Source organism: Peribacillus sp. BM1 (assembly GCF_056679975.1).
In genome coordinates, this window is sequence record NZ_CM155259.1 from 1,782,002 (window position 1) to 1,803,419 (window position 21,418).

The window sequence follows — 21,418 nt, forward strand, 5'->3', positions numbered from 1 at the left end:
CATTATTAATACTCTGGGTCATAGACTTCTTTTTCATAGTTTTATGTATTACGTATATTACGAATCCCATCATTCAGTTTGTTTTAGTAAAAAGGCATGTTCAATAAAAAATCTGTCTTTCACAAACCAGCGTTAGTGTCTTATAAATTCAGAGTAAATGAGGGGATATAAAATGATTTTTTCTACAAAGAGTTCTTTATTATTTACAGTAATTTCTCTTTTGGTTTTATTAGCAGGTTGCGGGAGTACCGAAGCAGTTGAAGAAACAGATCAATACATTTCAAACGTTGAACAAATTGATATACCAGATAATGTAAAGGTAATCGGTTTGGGGGAGGCAACACATGGAAACATGGAATTTCAAGAGTTGAAAAAAGATGTTTTTGAAATATTGGTAAAAAATGAAAATTTACGAGTTTTTGTCTTAGAAGGTGATTTTGGAGGCGGACAACGAATTAATCAGTTCATTTTAAACGGAAATGGTACAGCAGAAGAGGCAGTGAACACCCTTGATTATAGTATTTATAAGACGGAACAAATGATTGATCTTGTTCAATGGATGCATGATTATAACGCGACGGTGAGGGAGGACGAGAAAGTTTATTTTTATGGGAACGATATGCAACGCTATGACTACAGTAAAAAAGGTGTGCTTGACTATTATAAAGTTGTAAACGCAGATGCAGTAAAAAAATATGCATCACAGCTGGAACACGTTTCAAATGATAAAATGCGTGAGTTAACGACGGAGCAATTGAATGAGATCGATGAAACAATCGAAAACATCATTTTAGACTTGCAATCAAATGAAGTGACTTACGTGGAACAATCGTCTACTGATGCCTATGCCTTTGCTTTACAATATGCACAAATCATGAAACAGCGTACACAATTATTTTTAAACGAAGGAGATTATACGAAACTTCGTGATCAATATTTGGCTGACAATTTACAATGGATTGTTGAATTTGAAGCAGCGCGAGGTCACGATAAAATATTCATCACCGGACATAACGGGCATATTGAAAAAACATCTGCATCGTTAGCTGGCTACAAATCGATGGGAAATTATTTAGATGAGTTATATGGTGAAGAGTACTTTGCAATTGGTACTGATTTTATCATCAGCGAGTTTCAGGCGAAAAATGGTGGCTCTGGTGAAAGACAGATTCATACGCTGGAGAATCACAATGATTTAGTTGATGCATTCAGTAAAGTGGAGCCAAATATTTTCTATGTTGATTTTGGAAAAGTGAGTGAGTCGGATGAGTTATGGGATATCATCACGAAGGAGCAGAAGATGCCAAATATTGGGGATGATTTCCGCGCATGGTACAAGTTTTTAAAGGCGTTTTACACGATTGAAATGACGCCCAATGAAGCATATGACGGTATTATTATTGTAAAAGTAGCGACACCAACAAATGTAATAGAATAGTACTATTTAAGTAAAGTAACTTTGCTGACGACATCCCACGGTAAATTGCACCTCTGTCGTGTAAGTTCATCTCCAAACTTCGTAAATTCATTTTTTTCAGTACTTACTAACTCATTCTATTATTAAAAACCGATATGCTTTGCACTGGGGCATTGCGGAACAACAGTATTAAATGGAAATAGAAAAGGTGAGGAAGCTCATTTTTATATCTGTCTCTACGACCATTTTCAATAATGCAGCTCTATGTCAAGCTCTGTTATTTAAAATTGGAGTTGAGGGAGAATTTTTTTACAAATCTATATAATACATTACGGAGATGTCGCAAAACTAAAAAGGTCATACCTTTCGTTTTGCGACTCCTATTTCTAAGAAAAAATCAGAGCAGACAAACTGAATTTAAGCATCTAAATATTCTAAACGGCCAATCTCTAATGATCCATGGCTCTTCAAACTTTCAACAGGAAAAATGAATGTCCATGGCATACTCGTTTCTGGCGGAACAGTTAGTGAAGGGAGGGTGAAAGTATGCTCAGCCATGATTTCGTTATTTTCAAGATAACGCAGTTTTTTGCTAATAAATGAATAGACTTGTTGACTGAAATTATGAACAAGCACGGTGACCAATAATTCGCCTTTATGATTCATTGCTTGCCATAAAGGAGTGAATTGAATAAAACTATGATTCGGCAAACTCGTTTCTAGAAAAATTTCCTCAATAGTTTTACGATCTTTATTGGATATGGTCTTATCCCACGATGATTCATACTGAAGTGTTTGCATCTAGTGCCACCTACCTTTTAAATACCTTTATTTTAACACATAGAAAAGCAGGTATAGTTTTGCACGTTTAGTATGGATCTCAATCAGAAACTTTTAAGGTGTTTGAAGAGGAATATCATGTAGGGACCGGTGGGCTGGTATTATATGTACAGTAGAGGTTAAATCAGTAGTACATGATACGTTTTTCTTTGTTCGCTCCAGTCTAAAAATAGGAACTTAGCTTGTCCGGTTTTTTGATTGATTTACTTAATGTACTGAATTCAATTTTATGTTCTTCATCCTATAATTTTTGATAATCTAGCATGTTACCATACTGCATCGACAAGAAATTCTCGAACCTCTCTCTAAACTAATATGATTGTTCATTAGCTCTGCTTCTTTCAGATTTAGCCATATTTTTAGTTGAACGATGGGGGGGTCATTTGGCGACGATGCGATTGCCTGGTTGCCCACCTTTTTTCTACCCTAAATAAAACTTATTTTGTCCGTAATAATTAGGCAATAACAATCTATTTTGTATAACGGTTTGCATAGCTTGAAGCGACGAAAGCATTCGGTTTAATTTTCGGCTCGACACCCATGGCTTCCATTCTTGCTACCATTTCATTTACAAATTCACTTGTTTTATTCTTTTTTCCAGCGCCAATATCAATATGGCCTTCCATTGTAAATGTGGCTCCTTGATAAAGGTAAGGGAGAACGATATCGATTAATTGATTTTTTCTTTCTTCTGTAAATAAGGAAACAATTTCTTCTGATAAAGATAATTCATAGGAAATTCGTTCATGCAAATGCAGCATTCTCCTTGGAATCATGACTTTTCTAATACAAGCCCATACACCATTTCCTTCATTAAATATGACAATTCCTGTTATAAAGATCGTATGTGTTTGATGAACTTGAGAATCTGTTCCTACCATTAATCGAAAGTTACTACATGGTTGCGATTGCATGAACTTCACAATTTGCTCAAAAACCTGGTCAAATGACATCGCATTTTCCTGTAAATTTTTAAACAGGTACTGATTACTCAAATCATTTTTCATATGGTCATATCACAACTTTCTTCGCCAATTAATGAATCCAAAAATCTGTTCTTATCTGTATTTTATGAAAAAAACCTTTTATGGTGTCAGGCAAGTGTGGTGAGCGATTTATTTTTCTATGGGGAATGATCATCTCATTAGAATAATATTCAAGTACTAAGCCATTTATTATGAAAAGATGAGGAAGGGGTTATTGGAAGATTGATTTGATTGTTTAGAAAGAAGACTTCTTCGGATTTAACTGGCTAAAATGAAGTTTGTGGCATAAATGAACGAGGTTAACGATGGCCGATATAGCCGAATCCACCGCCTCTCGATAAAAAAATGACGTTACTCCCAGATTTTTCCGAAAGATAAGCAATGAATGTTCCGAGTATCCCAGCAACGATGATGGCATAAGTGAAGGATATAATCGCATTAATGGCGCCAAATGGAAGTGCCATAACACATCTTATTTAAAAATAGAAAATGGCTGTTGCGATGCCAAAGGTAATATTGGTTATACTTACCCACCCTATATTCCTTTTTTCACGTGGAACTTTATTTAAACAACCCTTCCGAAAGAATTCCCCTTCCTCAAGCCTGTGAAGGGTGAGACCCAAGGATAGGGAGGGGATGAATCTCGGTTGGTGTTAGCCAAAGGCTTTTATTTTGTAGCTGAGGCGGATAAGGCGTCTGATTTAGTAAAGAAATGAGTATTTATGATTTTGTTATTTTTCTTTCATCAATTACTTTTGATTGAAGCATAGTCTTATGTCAAAACAGGGTCAGAATCGCATTCTATATATCCATTTAAAACGATATATAGAGGATGTGAAGTCTGACTCTTATTTTAATGAAATATTAATTTTCTCCTGAAAACGAAAAAAGTTTATGGAAATGATTGATATGCTAATATTGGTAAGTGATTTTCTAAAAATACAATTGTATTTTTACAGAGAACATATTATTATGATATAAGAAAAAGTATTGGATTAGATAGATAGAGTCTATAATGGCCTTAATTAGGGAATATAGGCAATTGGAGGAGTTAATTTTGGCAAATAAAGAATTAAAGAGAGGGCTAGAGGCACGTCATATTCAAATGATTGCTTTGGGCGGTACGATTGGTGTTGGCTTATTTATGGGCTCAGCCAGTACCATTAAATGGACTGGACCATCTGTCATGCTAGCTTATGCTGTCTGTGGTTTTTTTATATTTTTCATCATGCGCTCTATGGGAGAAATGCTTTATTTAGAGCCTACTACGGGTTCATATGCAACCTTTGCAAGTAACTATATTCATCCTTTAGCAGGTTATATGACTGCATGGAGTAATTGGTTTCAATGGGTAATCGTCGGAATGTCCGAGATCATTGCCGTTGGAATGTATATGAAGTATTGGTTCCCAGATCTACCCGCATGGATACCAGGTGTGGTCGCCATGGTTATCTTAGGAGCTGCAAACCTCATTTCTGTAAAATCTTTCGGAGAATTTGAATTTTGGTTTGCGCTAATTAAAATTGTCACGATTGTATTGATGATTATTGCTGGCCTAGGTCTGATCTTTTTCGGATTAGGAAATGGCGGCGATGCAATTGGCTTATCAAATCTTTGGGCAAATGGCGGCTTCTTCACAGGAGGCTTTTCAGGTTTCTTCTTCGCGCTTTCCCTAGTCATAGCATCCTACCAAGGTGTTGAACTGATCGGAATCACTGCGGGTGAAGCAAAAAATCCAACGAAGACTATAACAAAAGCGATCCAAACGATCATTTGGCGTATATTAATCTTTTATATTGGCGCTATTTTTGTCATCGTAACCGTCTATCCATGGGATAAACTAGACGATATTGGCAGTCCATTTGTTTCAACCTTTGCTAAAATCGGTATTACAGCAGCGGCAGGTATTATTAACTTTGTCGTCATCACAGCAGCGATGTCTGGATGTAACAGTGGGATTTTCAGTGCAGGGCGTATGCTTTACACTTTAGCATTGAACGGTCAAGCACCGAAAATCTTTGCGAAAATATCTAAAAATGGAGTACCAGCATATTGTACAATCGCTGTCCTTTTAGGTTTGGTAATTGGTGTTATCTTGAACTTCCTTGCACCGCCACAACTATTCCTTTATGTGTACAGTGCTAGTGTTTTACCTGGAATGATTCCATGGTTTGTCATCCTTATTAGTGAGCTTAAATTCAGAAAGGTAAGAGCTGTAGAAATGGACAACCATCCGTTCAAAATGCCTTTTGCTCCTTACAGTAACTATGCAACAATTGCCTTTTTACTGATGGTGTTGGTTGGAATGTGGTTTAACCCTGGAACTCGTATCTCCCTTATTGTGGGAGTCATTTTCCTTGCTATTGTTGCAGCAAGTTATTACTTGTTAAAAATGGATAAGCGAGTACCGTTAGAGACTAGTGCGGAAGATGATATTACTGGGTAAGTAGCTTTGAGTCATTTTGATAAAAAGAGTCGGTGATACAAGTTATTCTAGATTTGAAGATCCAACAACTAGTGTAAAGAAACATCTCTACCCGTTCCACTCCATTTAATCATAACGTCAAAAGTTCCTCATCTGTTCCAAAGCGGATGAGGATTTTTTGACGTTTACTAATATTTTCTGCATAGCAGTGGTTATATCTAAAATCGTATCATTTGTTTTCATAATACATACTATTAGAAATGTTCATTTTACTATTTATGAAAGATAAAGTGTATTGTAAATTAATGGATGTTATTCTTGGTTAAAGGGGAAATAAATAGAGGGATTTTGAACGATATTGCCGCTTGTCGTTGGTGGATCGTTTGGTCACTTGTTAGTCATTGAGTATGCCTTGACGCCGGTACTATCGGCACTAGGTGCGAGAATGATAGTAAAAGGTGCATTCGTGCTTGATGCACAGATTGAGTACGCGGAAAATAATCAATTTCAGCTCCATCTTCAGGTTGAAGAGCGACTTGCAAATGTGCTCCAGCTCGTCCAAGAAGAAAGCCGATGATATTCAACTCCAATTTACAGATAAATTGAAACTTCAATCAGTGTGGCGAGGTCTAACCTTTTTCTTTTGGGTCACCCCGAATTAAAGAAGATCGGAAACATAAAAATTAGAAACATGCCACTACATCTTTAATATCTGGATTAACACTATAACCCGCTATGAAGTGGTGGTTAAAATCATAGAAGAATTAATTGGAAAAAGCCTGATTTCTTATAGAAATGGGCTTTTTCGTCTTTTAAGGGAGAAATATTTTTAGACTGAATAAATCTTATTAAAAAATAGTCGATTGACACGCTAAGAGGTCTTATATTAAGATACTAACATACTCACTTACACAAAAGCGTAAAAGCGTTGAATTGAAAAAGTAACTGATTATTTAGGAAATTCAGAAACTAAGTAGATAGCGCGAAATAAACCGAACATTTAGTTGGTTGTAACAAGAGAGCTGGCTTCTGTCCGGCAATGCCGTTATTCAAATGAGTGAATAAATTTTTTTGTTAATGAGGGTGGTGTTACGAAGCTTCCGTCCTTTTGGGGGATCGAAGCCCTTCATTAAGATTGGTAATAAAATGTAAAATTTATTAAGGGGATGAGTCATGACAAGTGTCTGCTGTCTCTCTTACCTTGAGTTAAAGTTCCTCCAGTTTGTCCGTTAATAAGCAGGATGCCTATGTTAAGCAAACAATTAATAAAGGAAGTGAAAAGTAAGATGGGGAAAAATATATCAATTGGTTTAGCGCTATTGCCTATTGTAACTTTAATGACTGCAGGAGCTGCTTCTATTTTAATTTGGAAAGCCGGTATGTTTATTCCTTTAATTATTGGAATCATTGCGACAATCCTTGTTGGAGTGATAAGTGGTTATAAATGGGATGAGCTGGAGCAAATGATGGTGAATGGTGTTTCAAAAGCTTTGCCTGCGATGTTTATATTGCTAGTTATTGGATTGATCGTGGGAACATGGATTGCTAGTGGTGTGATTCCATCTATGATCTACTATGGATTATCATTTATTCACCCTTCATTCTTTATTCCAGCTGTCGCTCTTGTTACCGGGATCGTTTCCGTCACTCTTGGTAGCTCATTTACTTCGATTGCCACGATTGGTTTAGCGTTTATGGTAATTGGTGAAGGGATGGGGTTTCCCCCAGGACTTATTGCTGGTGCCGTTATATCAGGGGCATTTTTTGGAGACAAATTATCACCTCTATCTGATACGACGAATATCGCACCAGCAATGGCAGAAACGAATTTATTCAGTCATGTTCGCCATATGCTTTGGGATACCATTCCTGCATTTATCATTACACTCGTTTTATATGGAATAATCAGCAATGGGTCACAGCAAAATGTTGTAGATACAGGGAAAATTGATATGATTTTGGCGGGGATTGAAAAGACGTTTTTCATTCATCCCTTGCTGTTATTATTACCTGTACTAACTATTTTACTTATGATGAAGCGTTTGCCAGCTTTGCCCACATTAATGATTGTTGGCTTGCTGGGTGGATTAGTAGCATTTATTATACAAGGTCAATCAATCACTTCCGTTGTTAACACAATGACATATGGATTCACGGCTAAATCCGGTGTCAAAGAGGTTGACTCTTTATTAAATAATGGTGGAATAGTTTCCATGCTTAATACAATCGGTTTATTAACCATTGCTACAGCTTTAGGAGGCCTTTTAGAAGGTACTCGTGTCTTCCAAACTTTAATTCGACCTATCATCAATAAAATAAAGACGGCTCGTTCATTAATTGCGACAACGATTGTATCGACTTTTATCGTTGCCTTCGCAAGTGGTGCCCAATTTTTAGCGATAATCTTACCTGCAAGAACATTTGTTCAAACATATAAAGATTTAAAAATTGATACGAAAAATTTATCTAGATGTGTTGAAGCGGCAGGAACAGTCGGAATCACACTGGTGCCTTGGGGTGTACCAGCTGTTTTTGCAGCGAATATGTTAGGGGTAGGAGTAGAGCAATTTATTCCATATCTATTTTTTGCTTTCCTTGTTCCCCTTATCAATGTCATTTATGGATTTACTGGTTGGACGATAACGAAAAAAGATTATTCTGAGGAACAGGTGCAAGAAACAGAATCAATTAGGAGGGAATTGACATGAGCGAAGTCATCGTGAATATCATTGGTACAGCGCAAGATGCTGGTGTCCCGCATCCGAATTGTTTTTGCAAGAACTGTGTAAAAGCAATAGAAGATGCAAAGTTTCGGAGGTTTGCTTCTTCCTTGGCTATTATTCTACCAAAGTCAAAAGAGTGGCACTTGATTGATGCAACTCCTGACTTAAGGGAGCAAATGGCATTTATCCAAATGAAGTACCGGCTACAACAACAATTGATGGATAGCATTTGGCTTACTCATGCCCATATTGGACATTATCCTGGATTAATGTTTTTAGGAAAAGAAGCGATCGGCGCTAAAGGAACATCTGTTTATTGTGGTGAAAAAATGAAGCAGCTACTAGAAAATCATGCACCATGGAAGCAACTAGTTGATCTTGAAAATATTAATCCAATAGAGATCACACATGAACATCCCGTCGAACTTACATCAGCTGTTCGAATAACTCCTGTGGAAGTCCCGCACCGAAATGAGTTTTCTGAGACTTTTGCATTTTGGATTGAAGGGCCGACTCGTAAACTACTTTATATACCTGACATCGATCGATGGGATGAATGGGATCGTGATATATATGAAATGGCCAAGGAAGCGGATATTTGCTTATTGGATGGGACTTTCTATTCAATAGAAGAAATTGAACGAATGGGGCGAGATTATAAAGAAATTCCTCATCCGGTAATGACGGAAACAATGGATCGCCTGCAAGACTTAGTGGATGAAACAGCTATATATTTTACCCATTTCAATCATACCAACCCCGTTATAGATCCAGAAAACTCCTTTATCAAACAAGTAAAGGACAGAGGGTTTCACATTGCTGTTGAGAGTATGGAAATTTTATTATAAGGATTTTTTACAGACCTAACCAAACGAAAAAGCCCACTTCTTCAGGGGTGGAATGATAGTGAGGTCGAACCAGGCGCGTTTTATGACACGTAATGGTTCGACCTTTTTTCTATATTAAACAAAAATCAGAGGAATAGGAAAGAAAGCAACAATCTTTTGTCTATTCTTTCACGAAAAGTAAGAGAGCTCGATACCGGGAATCATGATTACGAGTCGAACTCTGAGATTTACACGCCAGAAGGGCAACGTACGTGAAAGATCTCTAACTTGCGAGCCAGAATGAGCCTTTTTCGTGCCAGATTCCTGATTTGCGAGCTGGAATGAGCCTTTTTCGTGCCAGATTCCTGATTTGCGAGCCGGAATGATCACTTTTCGCGCCAGATTAGAATTTGCACACCAGCATGAGAATTTTCGGAACCAGCCCCGAAAAGTTATGCGCCATAACAAGTATATTATATTATTAAAGCATTTGGCATATACTACTATGGGTGATGAATATGCCATGCCAATCTAGTGATGAACTAAAGATATTAGTGGAAGAAGCGAGGATCTGTACAAAAAACGGCAAGGTTGCAAACTATATTCCTGCACTTGGAAAAGCAAAGGCAAACGATTTGTCCATTGCTATTCACTATCCTGACGGGCGCTGTCTTTCAGCAGGAAATATCGGAAAAAAGATTACCCTGCAAAGTATCTCAAAAGTGATTAGTTTAGCTTTAGTCTTGATGGACAGAGGACTAGACGATGTGTTTGGGCATGTTGGAATGGAGCCAACTGGAGATCCGTTCAATTCAATTGTGAAATTAGAAACGATGGCTCCCACGAAACCGTTAAATCCTTTGATCAATGCAGGTGCTCTTGTTGTGACAAATATGATTAAAGGGAACACGGTTGAAGAGCGGTTTTTGCGGCTCTTATCCTTTATTCAGGAGATGACCAACGATTCAACAATCGGTTATTGTGAGGAAGTAGCACGTTCTGAATTTGAAACATCTCATTTAAACCGGGCTTTATGTTATTTTTTAAAACAGCATAATATGATGGCTGAGAATACAGATGTAGAACAACTAATGGATTTATATACAAAACAATGTGCCATAGAGATGAATTGTTTGGACTTGGCCCGAATCGGCTTGGTGTTTGCAATGGATGGAGTCGATCCTCTAAGTGGCAAACAAATCATCCCTACAGATGTCGCTCGTATTTGTAAAACATTTATGGTGACATGTGGCATGTATAATGCCTCTGGAGAATTTGCCATCAAAATTGGCATTCCCGCGAAAAGCGGTGTATCGGGTGGAATTATGGGTGCTGTACCAGGAAAGTTCGGCATTGGAATTTTTGGCCCTGCCCTAGACGAAAAAGGAAACAGTATTGCCGGAATAAAATTATTGGAGCTGTTATCAAAAAATTATCAGTTGAGTATGTTTTAGAAAAGGTCTATCCCGATTTAACAGGCTGTTGTACCCGGAAAAGTAAGTTTGACGCTAAATTTCTATAATGTAAAGTTACCTTTTTTATATCGAACAAAAAAGAGAGAAGCCAAGAATACGGCCTCTCTCTTCTTTAGTGTTTTTATCTCTTATCCAGTAACACAGATATCTCTTGTTCAAGCCTTACAAATCCATCTGACATACTTTGAATCTCTTTTTGTTGATTGGACACAAGTTGGAGTGTGTCATCAAGACTTTCTTTATTTATTTCAGTTGTATTTAAGTTTATTTCTACACCTGCACCAACCTCTTGCATCATGCTTCGTACATTCAAGATAAAATCTTGCAGATCTTTTGTTTGGTTAGAAATGTTTTGCATATATGAATCCACATTAGAGAAAATTCCTTTCACTTCAACCATTCCGACTGTATTTTTCTCAATTGATTTTTGCGATTGCGAAATTGTGTTTGCAGCTGTATTCATTTTTGAATGGATTCCGGAAAGTAATTCGGAAATAGAGTCAGATGATACTTTAGAGGATTCTGCTAATTTTCTAACCTCTTCAGCTACAACAGCAAATCCTTTCCCATGTTCCCCTGCTCGTGCTGCTTCTATTGATGCGTTTAAAGCAAGTAGGTTCGTCTGTTTTGATATGTCAGAAATCGTCTGAATGATTTTTTCAATTGATTCTGTTTCCTCATTTAACTCTTGCATAAGATGAATCGTACCTTGAATATCCCGATTGAAAGTAACTAAGTCATTCTCCAACGTGTCAATCCGTTTCCCACTTTCATGGGTTGCCATTTTCGTAGACTCTACATAATTGTGCATCTCCGTAATGGAGCTTGTCATATCGTCTACTTGATTATTCGTAGATTCCATGCCTCTATTTAAATCTTTAGATTTTTCCGTTTGAGCATCAAAAGTTTGAAGCATTTCATCTAATAAGGCAACAATTTCTAAACCGCGTGTATTTGCACCATCCGTTGCTTGATTCAAATCCACTTGATACTCTTTTACAGATGCCAGCGAATGAGTAATGCCATCTAACATTTGTTGTAATTTCTCTTGCGATTCAATCGCTTCTAACTTTTGCACGACTACATCTTTCTGTAACTTATTATTGAAATATGCTTGCAATATAGAAGCTAATGATACAAAACAAAAAGTAAGTAAGAAATACATTAAATCAACAGGACTCGTTGAATGAAAAATGACATCTCCTTGTGTAAAAAAGAAATAAGAAACGATTACTAATGTGATTAAAATGGTTAACCCGTTAATAATTTTGTCTTGGTAAATGCCCATAACGGCAACATAAAAGTAAATACTCATAATATTGATCATGTGTGGATCAATACTGATCACCGTGAACATGAAAGCGCCAATGACAATTAAATTAAAATATTTCATGAAGCCAGACAGTTTTTCTTTCCAGCGTGGTCGATTGGATAGATAGGCAAACGGAGCTAATAGGCCATAGATGATGCCAAGTACTGTCGCGACAAAGGAAAATGGAATACCAAGGATGAGGTTCAATAACTGAACCGTCGTTATGACGCCTGCAAAAACTAGAACGACCCAGTTATTTCTTCTTACTAACAAGTCAATATTCTCCAACTAAATCTCCTTCTTTCTGTTCAATTAATGTTGAAAGCCAAGTATATTTTTCAAGATGCTTGTTTTCATAAACTTCTTTAAGATGAAAAAGCGTAGGCACTGCATACGCGCCTTTGTAAAAAACATCATCCTTAACCTGTACAGATGGGATATGGTATGAATCATTAAATGAACGAAAAACTTTAGGATCCGCAATTCCAATTGCATGTGTGTAGCTATTTTTTTCAGCATAATCAATCATTAAACAAATCGCACTTCTGCCAAGCTTTCCACGATATTCAGGTAAAACGGCAAAACTATCCACTTCCATGACCTTCATATCATTTGTTACAACATCACTAAATAAGTTTTTTATAAAAGGACTTGTCCAAATTCCAAAAGGTATGATTTCGTATGTCCCGCCAAACTGTCCGTCTTCACTAACTATTAAAAATAAATCAGAACCATTTTTTGCATATTCCATCTCGAATCCTTTCTCATCCCATGACACTTTCTTGATGTGATGAAATGTTGCAAGTTCCTTTTCTGTGCTAACTTTTTTGTACATCATGTTGCTTCTTTCTTTTACTGTATTCAACGTTTGTACTCCTCCATTATTAAATTGATAAAAACTACCTGTGCTATTTGGCCTACATGTTATTATTCGACATTTCATGAAAAATTTTTAGCTTATCTTATAAAGCTTTTCATGAAACAACAAAAAATTCACTAAATTTCAACAATTTCCTCATGAAGAATTAACAATTTTTCTGTTCACTTTAATAAAGAAGGGCAAAAGAGGGAGAGCGTTATTCTATAAAAATCTATCATTAAAAATGAAGCAATCTTTTGAAGGGAATCGGACGTAATTTTCATAACAGGCACGAAATAGACGATTCTGGATAGAAAATCTTAAGTAGGATGGATGCTGAATAAGTATCTATGTTACAAAAATATCATTGTATAAAAATTAATATATATGTATAATAATTTTTGTCTGAAATCTGATAAATGATTTTTAATCCTGAAATAAAATAAGGGTAGATTTTGCAAAAGAATCTCCACAAATCAGACTTATTAATAAATAGATAATAATAGGGTTAAGGATACGATCCTTTACTATTCTGCACAAGCGATTGATACAATCCCTGCTTCTATGACTGCTGTGGGGATGTTATTCTTTCAAATCGGATTAAACTTTCTCGTTCCTTCTGGGAGTGGACAAGCAGCATTAACGATGCCACTAATGGCTCCATTATCGGACTTAGTCGGTGTTACAAGACAAACAGCTGTTCTTGCATTTCAATTCGGAGATGGCATTTCAAATATCATCTTTCCGACAAGCGGTTACCTGATTGCTGGACTTGCAGTTGCGGGAATACCTTGGGGGAAATGGATTAAGTGGTTATTGCCCTTTTTCTTTATTCAAATTGGGATTGCCATTATCGCACTTATAATTGCACAGTGGATGCATTATGGACCGTTTTAAACAAAGGAGGAGATTTTCTTGTCGTATACCCATATAGATGAGCAGTTAATTAAACAAGCGATTGAAGATCGTCGCTTTTTTCACCAATATCCTGAGTTATCGGGATTAGAATTCGAAACATGTGCATTTATTCGTAACAGACTTGAAGCATTAAAAATAGAAATATTAGATTTCGAACCACCTAGTGTGATTGGTTTTGTAAAAGGGACAAAAGGAAACAAAACGATCGCGTTAAGAGCAGATATTGACGCTTTGCCGATAACAGAAGAAGGTGATAAACCTTATCTATCAAAAAATCCAGGCGTGGCGCATATGTGTGGGCATGATGGTCATACAGCGACATTGTTAGCTGTAGCCGAATGGCTATCGATAAAAGGAAATGAAGTCGAACCAAATATTGTCCTTATTTTTCAATCGGCCGAAGAAATTACCCCTAGTGGAGCAGATAGGCTCATTAAACAGGGCGTTTTAGAAAATGTCGATGCCATTTTCGGAATTCATTTGTGGCAAGGGATGGAAAAAGGGAAAATCGGTCTAACACATGGACCGATGATGGCGTCAATTGATGACTTTGAAATCATGATTCAAGGTTCAGGCGGACATGGATCAATGCCTCATGAAACCGTTGATCCGATCTATGTGGCCACCCACGTGATTCAATCTTTGCAAAGTATCATTAGTCGGAAATTAAATCCAATCGATTCTGGTGTCATTACAGTTGGAAAGATTGAAGCGGGAACAACCTATAATATTATTCCTGACACAGCGAAATTAATCGGTACGATCCGGGCATTAACACCACAAGCGGTTGATACGCTTCAAAACAAAATGGTTCAACTAACAGAAGGAATTTGCAAGGCATTCGAGGCAGTTGGTCAAGTGGATTTTATCATTGGAACGCCGCCGCTTGTTAATGATCCTAAAGAATCTCGCTTTGTGGAGTCTGTCATTCGCCAATCTTTTGGTGATGATGTATTCGAGTTAGTTGATCCAGTGATGGGAGGAGAAGACTTCTCTTATTATTTACAAAATAAACCGGGCGCGTTTATCTTTGTAGGCATGGGTGGAGAGAAGAGTATGTATCCGCACCACCATCCTAAATTCGACATTGATGAAGAGGTTATACCAGAAGCGATTAAGTTATTTATTGATATTGCTAAAAATTATAAATAAGGAAGAATGCTTCTCATTCGTCTTTATCGTAATTTGGCGAGAATATGATACGATTTTATTTGAATAATTTAATATTTCGTTAATCAAACAGGACAGCTCATCGGTAGCTGTCCTGTTTTTAATTTCAAATTAATAGAACCCCGCGACTTCATGAAAGTGTCACTCGATGATGAAGGAGACTACTAAGTATTCGATATAGGAACTTCTAAGGTAGTTATGTTAGTACAAACTTTTTAGCGTAACATATTGCCAAACAGTGATAAAAAGCAAAGAACAAAGATGGAAATGGCGGTTTTGCTTTTTTTGTCATTTAAAATTAATAGACTAAGGCTTATAGCAAAAACTTGTCTCCTTTCATAGGATAAAGAAAAGCTGTATTCAATGTTACCTGAATTCAGTTATCCCAAACGGGCTTAGCATAAAGCTGAAAACGTATGTTAATCAAATTTCGAAATGGAAAAATAGAAGGATTTTAGAATAAGAGGAGTTGTGCAATTTTACTTGAAATGATTGTTAATTTGCTATCGTAGCAGTTTAGTAATGAATAATTTTAATGGAGAGGTGAAAAACATTGAAGGTAGATGCTGTTTTTGAAGGTGGTGGAGTCAGGGGAATTGCTTTTATCGGTGCGATTCAAGCAATGGAAGAGGAAAACGTAGAATGGGAAAGGCTGGCTGGAACATCAGCGGGAGCGGTAATTGCTGCTCTTTTGGCAAGCGGCTATAAAAGCTATGAAATTAGAGACCAGCTGAGTGACATTGATTTCTCAAAGCTTCGAGGTAGGACGATTTTGAACCGATTTCCCGTTGTGGGCACCTTTTTAGCACTTATGGTTCATCTAGGAATGTATAAAAATGATTATTTGGAAACATGGTTGGATTCACTTCTTGCAGAAAAAGGCATTAAGACATTTGCAGACCTTCCAGAAGGCAAGTTAAAGATTATTGCTTCTGATATTTCGAATGGCCAAATGCTTGTTTTGCCAGATGATTTGGGACGTTATAGGATGACTCCTGCTGATTTAAAAGTTTCGACTGCCGTTATGATGAGTACTTCCTTGCCATTTTTCTTCCGTCCGGTTATTTGGAAATCAAAAGACCGTAACAAATCCTACATTTTAGATGGTGGTTTGCTTAGTAACTTCCCAATCTGGATATTTGATACAGACAACCCTCGTTTTCCAACGTTCGGCTTCCATTTTGTGAAAAATGAAGTGAACATAAATGCGGTTATCCCAACGCCAATCCACCTTTTTAAAAATATATTTAAAACGATGCTTCAAGCCCATGATTTACGATATATGAACGAAGGAGCGATTGAACGCACGATTCAAATTCCTACTGGCGACATCAGCGCAACTGATTTTGAACTGAATGAGGGTGAAATCGACTTTCTCTATAAATCAGGCTATACCTCTACTAAAGAATTTTTGTCGAAGTGGGATTTTGAACAATATAAGATCAAACGAATGCAAAGAGTAAAGAATAAGTAGATAAAAGAAAACTCTATCTCCTCAAAACAGGGCTATAGTGTGACCAAACATAAAAAGCGGACCTCTTTTCGCTACATGTGTTTTCTGCTTAGCCATTTTCATAAATGAGGTATATATGAGCACACTTTTCATGAGGTGTGCTTGGAGCTTTGATGTCTGTATTTGTTGTTCAAAAAGTCCGGTAAAAAAGCTTGCGAATTGCATCAAAGCTCATGAATGACCTGCTGTTAAAACCGCGCACGTCCTGTGCGCAACACAGAAGTCGGCACATCCTGTGCAAGTCCGGTCCTTGAGACTAAACGCTCCTCGAACTTCTCGGCTCTTTTTATCCACCTTTTTGAACACGCACTTGAATGGGAGTTTGCCAATTTTAACTTTATTGTGAGTAAACTCGTTATGGAGTGTGTATTTCAATTCTGGCTTGCAAATCTTAAATCCGGCTCGTAAAGTGCACAATCTGGCTTGCAAATCTTAAATCCGGCTCGTAAAGTGCTCGATCTGGCTTGCAAATCTTAAATCCGGCTCGTAAAGTGCACAATCTGGCTTGCAAATCTTAAATCCGGCTCGTAAAGTGCACAATCTGGCTTGCAAATCTTAAATCTGGCTTGCAAATCTTAAATCTGGCTCGTAAAGTACTCAATCTGGCTTGTAAAACCGGATTCTGGCTCATGAACTTAACTTCTGGATCCCAACAAGGTGCTCTTCTTTTCGCTGAGAAATAAGCTAAAGGCAGGATGCTCTCTATCATTTTACTCTGATACTACTATAATCCTGGGGAAAGGTCTGAAATTTGCGAAATAAAGGGTAGTTCGCTCGTTGAATTATCAGAATAATATAACTATCATGACGTATTTTATGTTAAAATAGTTTTATAGAGTGTTTACATACTATTTTGCTGCAAGCAAGGCTTGTTTGAGAGGGAGAAATCAATGATTATTGGGTTGTTACTTATTTTACTTCTAGTATTATTTTTGCCTTTTTTCGTAAAATACATTGAAGAAAATTTAGAAGTATTTTTGTTTATTATGGGTTTTTTAGCTGCAATCGTTGGCGGCGTATTTGATAAGCATCTTCTAATTAAAGCATTAGAGGATCCGATTAAAATTACGATTGCTGTTTTGGTGGCTGGGCTATTATTTAAGTGGCTTAAGACACCTTTAGAAAAAGGGATTCTAGGCATAAGTCGTGCGATGCCTTTTCGGTTATTTATTGCTCTAGTCGTTATTATCTTAGGATTGATTTCAAGTGTGATTACTGCAATTATTGCTGCTTTAATTTTAGTTCTCATTGTTAGTGTTCTGACACTTGACCGTCAATCAGAGGTTCGACTTGTCGTTTTAGCCTGCTTCTCTATTGGTCTTGGAGCAGCGTTAACACCGATTGGTGAGCCGCTTTCAACCATCGCCATCAGTAAATTAGGAGAGGATTTCTTTTATCTCTTGCGATTAATTGGCCCTGAAGTTATTCCAGCTGTACTGATTTTCGGGATTCTTGCTGCGTTTTTGGTGCATCCGAAACAAACTCAAGATGGGCTGTCCAACAATCAATCGAGCGAAACCTATCGTGAAATTATGATTAGAACGATAAAAATTTATTTGTTTGTCATGGGACTGACCCTTCTTGGAGCAGGTTTTGAAACGTTGATTAACCGTTACCTGCTTGATTTAAATACCGGAATTCTTTACTGGATTAATATGATTTCAGCAGTTCTTGATAATGCAACACTCGCTGCCGCTGAAATTAGCCCTTCTATGGATGAACCGACCATAAAGGCAATTCTACTTGGTCTATTGATTAGTGGTGGGATGCTTATACCAGGTAACATCCCGAACATCATTTCAGCAGGAAAGCTAGGGATCACAAGTAAGGAATGGGCAAAATTTGGTCTTCCTGTTGGTCTAGCTACTATGCTTGTTTTCTTTATTGTTATCACTTTATTTTAATAGGATAGGGAGCATGGAATTTTTTATTAGAGCACAACACTAATACGACAAAGGAGCCACAAGGGTTCCTTTGTCTTTTGAGGTTATGGGATAAAACTTGCCTAACACTATGTTTTCATTCACAATTCAACTCTCTGAATCAATCTAACTTTTGAAATAAATCAATCTTCATCTCATATTTGTGTGTCATACAAAAAAAGTAATATAATATAGAAAGGACTAAAAATGTCCTCGGAAAATTCAACGATGGAGGGGAACACGATGAGTAATCAAATTAAAATAGGAATCGTCGGGTATGGTAATCTTGGCAGAGGAACAGTAGAGGCAATTAAACAATGTCCAGATATGGATCTTGTCGCTATTTTTACAAGAAGAACACCTGACAGTATTTCGGTCAATGAACCAAATGTGAAGGTTTTACATATTTCCAAAGCAGTGGATTATAAGGATGAAATTGATGTTATGATTTTATGTGGAGGATCAGCAACGGATCTTCCAGAACAAGGCCCTGATTTGGCCAAAATGTTTAACACAATTGACAGCTATGATACACATGCTAAAATTCCTGAATATTTTAATTCGGTTGATCGTTCTGCAAAAGAAAGTGGAAAGACAAGCATTATTTCTGTTGGCTGGGATCCAGGTTTGTTCTCGATCAATCGTTTAATGGCAGAAGCGATTTTACCGAACGGTGAAAATTATACGTTCTGGGGTAAAGGTGTTAGCCAAGGACACTCAGATGCTGTTCGTAGAGTTGAAGGTGTGAAAGGTGCTGTTCAATATACGGTACCAATCGATGAGGCAGTTGAACAAGTAAGAAATGGTGAAAATCCTGAATTATCCACGGCAGAGAAACATCTTCGTGTTTGCTATGTTGTAGCGGAAGAAGGATATGATCAAGCTAAAATTGAACAAGATATTGTCACGATGCCGAACTACTTTGCCGATTATGAAACGAAAGTGAACTTTATTACAGAAGAAGAATTAAAAGAGAATCATTCAAAATTGCCACATGGTGGTTTTGTTATTCGTGGTGGGAAAACAGGATCAGACAATAAACAAATTATTGAATTCTCACTAAACCTAGAGAGTAATCCAGAATTTACAGCAAGTGTATTAGTCGCATATGCGCGAGCTGCATATCGATTAAACAAAGAGGGACAAGTTGGTGCCAAAACCGTTTATGAGGTTGCACCTGTATATTTATCTCCAAAATCTGCAGAAGAATTAAGAAGAGATCTATTGTAGAATTTTCTTTTGAGAATCCCTTGAAGCTATATAGCATATTTAACAAATAAAGAGGATGTCCATAAGGGTCTGACCTGGCACTCTAAATCAGTATGTAGCGTTTTATACACGCATCTTATATTGTATTTAGTTATTGCGGGGTCTGACCTTTTGCTTTTGGGACGCCCTTTTTTTGTATAAAAATTCAGGTTCCAGCGCGAAAGACTCATGCTCTAATTTGAATTCTTAATCTACGATACTGTGCCGATCTACTTCAAAGGTCTTTTCCTAAAAATGATTCATAGTATTTATAGAAAAACCCTTTACACAATGAAAGCCATTACTCATCGGCAGAAAGGGGATTCTTTTTGGAAAAGACGAAACTGACAGGTCGAATTGTCACACCGAATGATTCTGATTATGAGCAAGCGAGAATAAATCTGAACTTGAGCATCCCGAAGTTTCCAAGGATGATCGTTTTTTGTCAAAATGTTCAAGATATAGTGAATGCATTAAAATGGGTGAGGGAGAATCGTATCCCTTTCCGTTTGAGAAGTGGACGCCATAGCTTTGAAAATTTTTCTTTAGTGAACAGAGGACTGATTATTGATGTAAGTGAAATGAATCAAATAACAGTTAATCGCCAAAGTTTAACCGCGAAGATTGAAGCGGGTGCTGGATTAGGGAAAGTATATCAAGAATTATGGGAATACGGAGTCACCATTCCTGCTGGAACATCTGTCAATACGGGGATTGTCGGTCTCACGCTTGGTGGTGGAATTGGTTTATTAACAAGATTATTTGGCCTGACTTGTGATCAACTACTTGAAATTGAAATGGTTAAAGCTTCTTCCAATAGGGACGCGGAAGTTATTAAAGCGAATAAGTATGAAAATAGTGATTTATTTTGGGCTTCTCGTGGTGGTGGTGGCGGGAACTTTGGTATTGTCACATCCTTAACATTTAGGGTACATCCAATCTCGGACGTAGCGATTTTCTCGATTACATGGGGATGGGAGGATTTTGAGGAGGTATTTAACGTATGGCAGAATTGGGCACCTTTCACGGATAAACGACTTACTTCTACAATTGAATTAAGAGCGAAGGAAGTAAATAGAATTGAAGTACTTGGGGAGTTTGTTGGTCCTGTTTCCAAATTAAAACAGCTCCTTCAGCCATTATTAAAAGCCGGCAGACCCATCGATCAAAGAGTAAAAGAGGTACCGTATATTGATACGGTCAAATTTTTTGATTCTCCAAGCGGAGACCGTCCATCCAATTTTAAGAGATCCGGTTCGTTTATAGGAGAACCACTTTCTAGAGAAGCCATTCTAAAGATGAAACAATTTTTGGCCAGAGCACCTAACGAAAATGCAGCCATATGGCACCAATCACTGGGAGGTGCAGTTAACCGACTTGCCCCCAAAGATACAGCCTACTATTATCGAGAAGCTATTATCGCTCAGGAGTATATTTCTTCTTGGAATTCCACTAGTGAGGAACGGAAAAACGTCCATTGGATTGAAAGTCTAAGAAAGGCGCTATCAAAGAATACAATGGGCGACTATGTGAACTGGCCGGATATTTATATTAAAGACTGGCCAACCACCTACTATGGCGAAAATGTCAACCGACTTAGAAAAGTTAAAACCGAATATGATCCGTATAACGTATTTACCTTTCCTCAAAGCATCCCTCCCTACAATAAACGAATATTTTAATAACCTTCCGAAAGAATTCCCCTTCCTCAAGCCTATGAAGGGTGAAACCCAAGGATAGGGAGGGGATGAATTTCGGTTGGCGTTAGCCAAAGACTTTCACT

15 protein-coding genes and 2 pseudogenes are annotated in these 21,418 nt (G+C 37.3%); 12 read left to right on the forward strand and 5 right to left on the reverse strand.

What is annotated here, in order from left to right; translation table 11 throughout:
- Positions 1-172: 172 nt before the first annotated feature.
- On the forward strand, positions 173-1,438 hold the full coding sequence (locus AC1MGI_RS08565; protein ID WP_480349332.1) for an erythromycin esterase family protein: 1,266 nt from the start codon (positions 173-175) through the stop codon (positions 1,436-1,438).
- 396 nt (positions 1,439-1,834) lie between these two features.
- Here the strand turns inward: AC1MGI_RS08565 and AC1MGI_RS08570 are convergent, their stop codons facing one another.
- The 3 genes and pseudogenes from AC1MGI_RS08570 to AC1MGI_RS08580 all read right to left on the reverse strand — a co-directional run.
- The gene (locus AC1MGI_RS08570) at positions 1,835-2,218 is read right to left on the reverse strand and encodes an SLAP domain-containing protein (RefSeq protein ID WP_480349333.1); all 384 of its coding nucleotides are present in this window, start codon (positions 2,216-2,218) and stop codon (positions 1,835-1,837) included.
- A 509-nt stretch (positions 2,219-2,727) separates the two neighbouring features.
- Entirely contained in the window at positions 2,728-3,210 is a 483-nt protein-coding gene (locus AC1MGI_RS08575; RefSeq protein ID WP_480349334.1) for a ribonuclease H-like YkuK family protein, read from the reverse strand.
- A 300-nt stretch (positions 3,211-3,510) separates the two neighbouring features.
- Positions 3,511-3,866: pseudogene (locus AC1MGI_RS08580) on the reverse strand (purine-cytosine permease family protein); the annotation flags it as partial.
- A 434-nt stretch (positions 3,867-4,300) separates the two neighbouring features.
- Between AC1MGI_RS08580 and AC1MGI_RS08585 the strand changes: the two are divergent.
- The 5 genes from AC1MGI_RS08585 to glsA all read left to right on the forward strand — a co-directional run bounded on the left by AC1MGI_RS08585 (position 4,301) and on the right by glsA (position 10,672).
- A complete protein-coding gene (locus AC1MGI_RS08585; RefSeq protein WP_480349335.1) occupies positions 4,301-5,689 on the forward strand; it encodes an amino acid permease in 1,389 nt (462 codons plus the stop codon).
- Between the two features lie 337 nt (positions 5,690-6,026).
- Positions 6,027-6,245: an NADPH-dependent FMN reductase family protein gene (locus AC1MGI_RS08590; RefSeq protein WP_480349336.1), complete on the forward strand. Its 219-nt coding sequence runs from the start codon at positions 6,027-6,029 to the stop codon at positions 6,243-6,245.
- Positions 6,246-6,915: 670 nt separating this feature from the next.
- Positions 6,916-8,376 carry a Na+/H+ antiporter NhaC gene (gene nhaC / locus AC1MGI_RS08595; protein WP_480349337.1) on the forward strand — a complete coding sequence of 487 codons (1,461 nt, stop codon included), beginning with the start codon at positions 6,916-6,918 and terminating at the stop codon, positions 8,374-8,376.
- A complete protein-coding gene (locus AC1MGI_RS08600; RefSeq protein WP_480349338.1) occupies positions 8,373-9,239 on the forward strand; it encodes an MBL fold metallo-hydrolase in 867 nt (288 codons plus the stop codon). The genes nhaC and AC1MGI_RS08600 overlap by 4 nt, the downstream gene beginning before the upstream one ends.
- 497 nt (positions 9,240-9,736) lie before the next feature.
- On the forward strand, positions 9,737-10,672 hold the full coding sequence (gene glsA / locus AC1MGI_RS08605; RefSeq protein WP_480349339.1) for a glutaminase A: 936 nt from the start codon (positions 9,737-9,739) through the stop codon (positions 10,670-10,672).
- A gap of 142 nt (positions 10,673-10,814) precedes the next feature.
- Here glsA and AC1MGI_RS08610 read toward each other — a convergent pair whose 3' ends face one another.
- Positions 10,815-12,293, reverse strand: a complete 1,479-nt coding sequence (locus AC1MGI_RS08610) for a methyl-accepting chemotaxis protein (RefSeq protein WP_480349340.1) — start codon at positions 12,291-12,293, stop codon at positions 10,815-10,817.
- Positions 12,280-12,870, reverse strand: coding sequence for a GNAT family N-acetyltransferase (locus AC1MGI_RS08615; protein WP_480349341.1), 591 nt, complete (start codon positions 12,868-12,870; stop codon positions 12,280-12,282). Before AC1MGI_RS08615 ends, AC1MGI_RS08610 begins: the two co-directional genes overlap by 14 nt.
- 489 nt (positions 12,871-13,359) lie before the next feature.
- On the opposite strand from AC1MGI_RS08615, the pseudogene AC1MGI_RS08620 reads away from it, so the two are divergent.
- From AC1MGI_RS08620 to AC1MGI_RS08645, 6 genes and pseudogenes are all read left to right on the forward strand, one after another.
- Positions 13,360-13,761, forward strand: a pseudogene (locus tag AC1MGI_RS08620) (YfcC family protein); the annotation flags it as partial.
- An 18-nt stretch (positions 13,762-13,779) separates the two neighbouring features.
- Entirely contained in the window at positions 13,780-14,934 is a 1,155-nt protein-coding gene (locus tag AC1MGI_RS08625; RefSeq protein ID WP_480349342.1) for a M20 metallopeptidase family protein, read from the forward strand.
- Between the two features lie 571 nt (positions 14,935-15,505).
- Positions 15,506-16,426 carry a patatin-like phospholipase family protein gene (locus AC1MGI_RS08630; RefSeq protein ID WP_480349343.1) on the forward strand — a complete coding sequence of 307 codons (921 nt, stop codon included), beginning with the start codon at positions 15,506-15,508 and terminating at the stop codon, positions 16,424-16,426.
- A gap of 929 nt (positions 16,427-17,355) precedes the next feature.
- On the forward strand, positions 17,356-18,369 hold the full coding sequence (locus AC1MGI_RS08635) for a DUF1646 family protein (RefSeq protein ID WP_480349344.1): 1,014 nt from the start codon (positions 17,356-17,358) through the stop codon (positions 18,367-18,369).
- A gap of 261 nt (positions 18,370-18,630) precedes the next feature.
- Positions 18,631-19,617: a diaminopimelate dehydrogenase gene (locus AC1MGI_RS08640; RefSeq protein ID WP_480349345.1), complete on the forward strand. Its 987-nt coding sequence runs from the start codon at positions 18,631-18,633 to the stop codon at positions 19,615-19,617.
- A gap of 347 nt (positions 19,618-19,964) precedes the next feature.
- Entirely contained in the window at positions 19,965-21,317 is a 1,353-nt protein-coding gene (locus AC1MGI_RS08645) for an FAD-binding oxidoreductase (protein ID WP_480349346.1), read from the forward strand.
- The last annotated feature ends 101 nt before the right edge of the window (positions 21,318-21,418 follow it).

Excerpts from the sequence above, each read along its gene's own strand:
- glsA (WP_480349339.1), top strand. The coding sequence starts at position 9,737 with ATGCCATGCCAATCTAGTGATGAACTAAAGATATTAGTGGAAGAAGCG.
- AC1MGI_RS08640 (WP_480349345.1), top strand. The coding sequence starts at position 18,631 with ATGAGTAATCAAATTAAAATAGGAATCGTCGGGTATGGTAATCTTGGC.
- nhaC (WP_480349337.1), top strand. The coding sequence starts at position 6,916 with ATGTTAAGCAAACAATTAATAAAGGAAGTGAAAAGTAAGATGGGGAAA.
- AC1MGI_RS08575 (WP_480349334.1), bottom strand. The coding sequence starts at position 3,210 with ATGTCATTTGACCAGGTTTTTGAGCAAATTGTGAAGTTCATGCAATCG.
- AC1MGI_RS08570 (WP_480349333.1), bottom strand. The coding sequence starts at position 2,218 with ATGCAAACACTTCAGTATGAATCATCGTGGGATAAGACCATATCCAAT.
- AC1MGI_RS08635 (WP_480349344.1), top strand. The coding sequence starts at position 17,356 with ATGATTATTGGGTTGTTACTTATTTTACTTCTAGTATTATTTTTGCCT.
- AC1MGI_RS08600 (WP_480349338.1), top strand. The coding sequence starts at position 8,373 with ATGAGCGAAGTCATCGTGAATATCATTGGTACAGCGCAAGATGCTGGT.
- AC1MGI_RS08565 (WP_480349332.1), top strand. The coding sequence starts at position 173 with ATGATTTTTTCTACAAAGAGTTCTTTATTATTTACAGTAATTTCTCTT.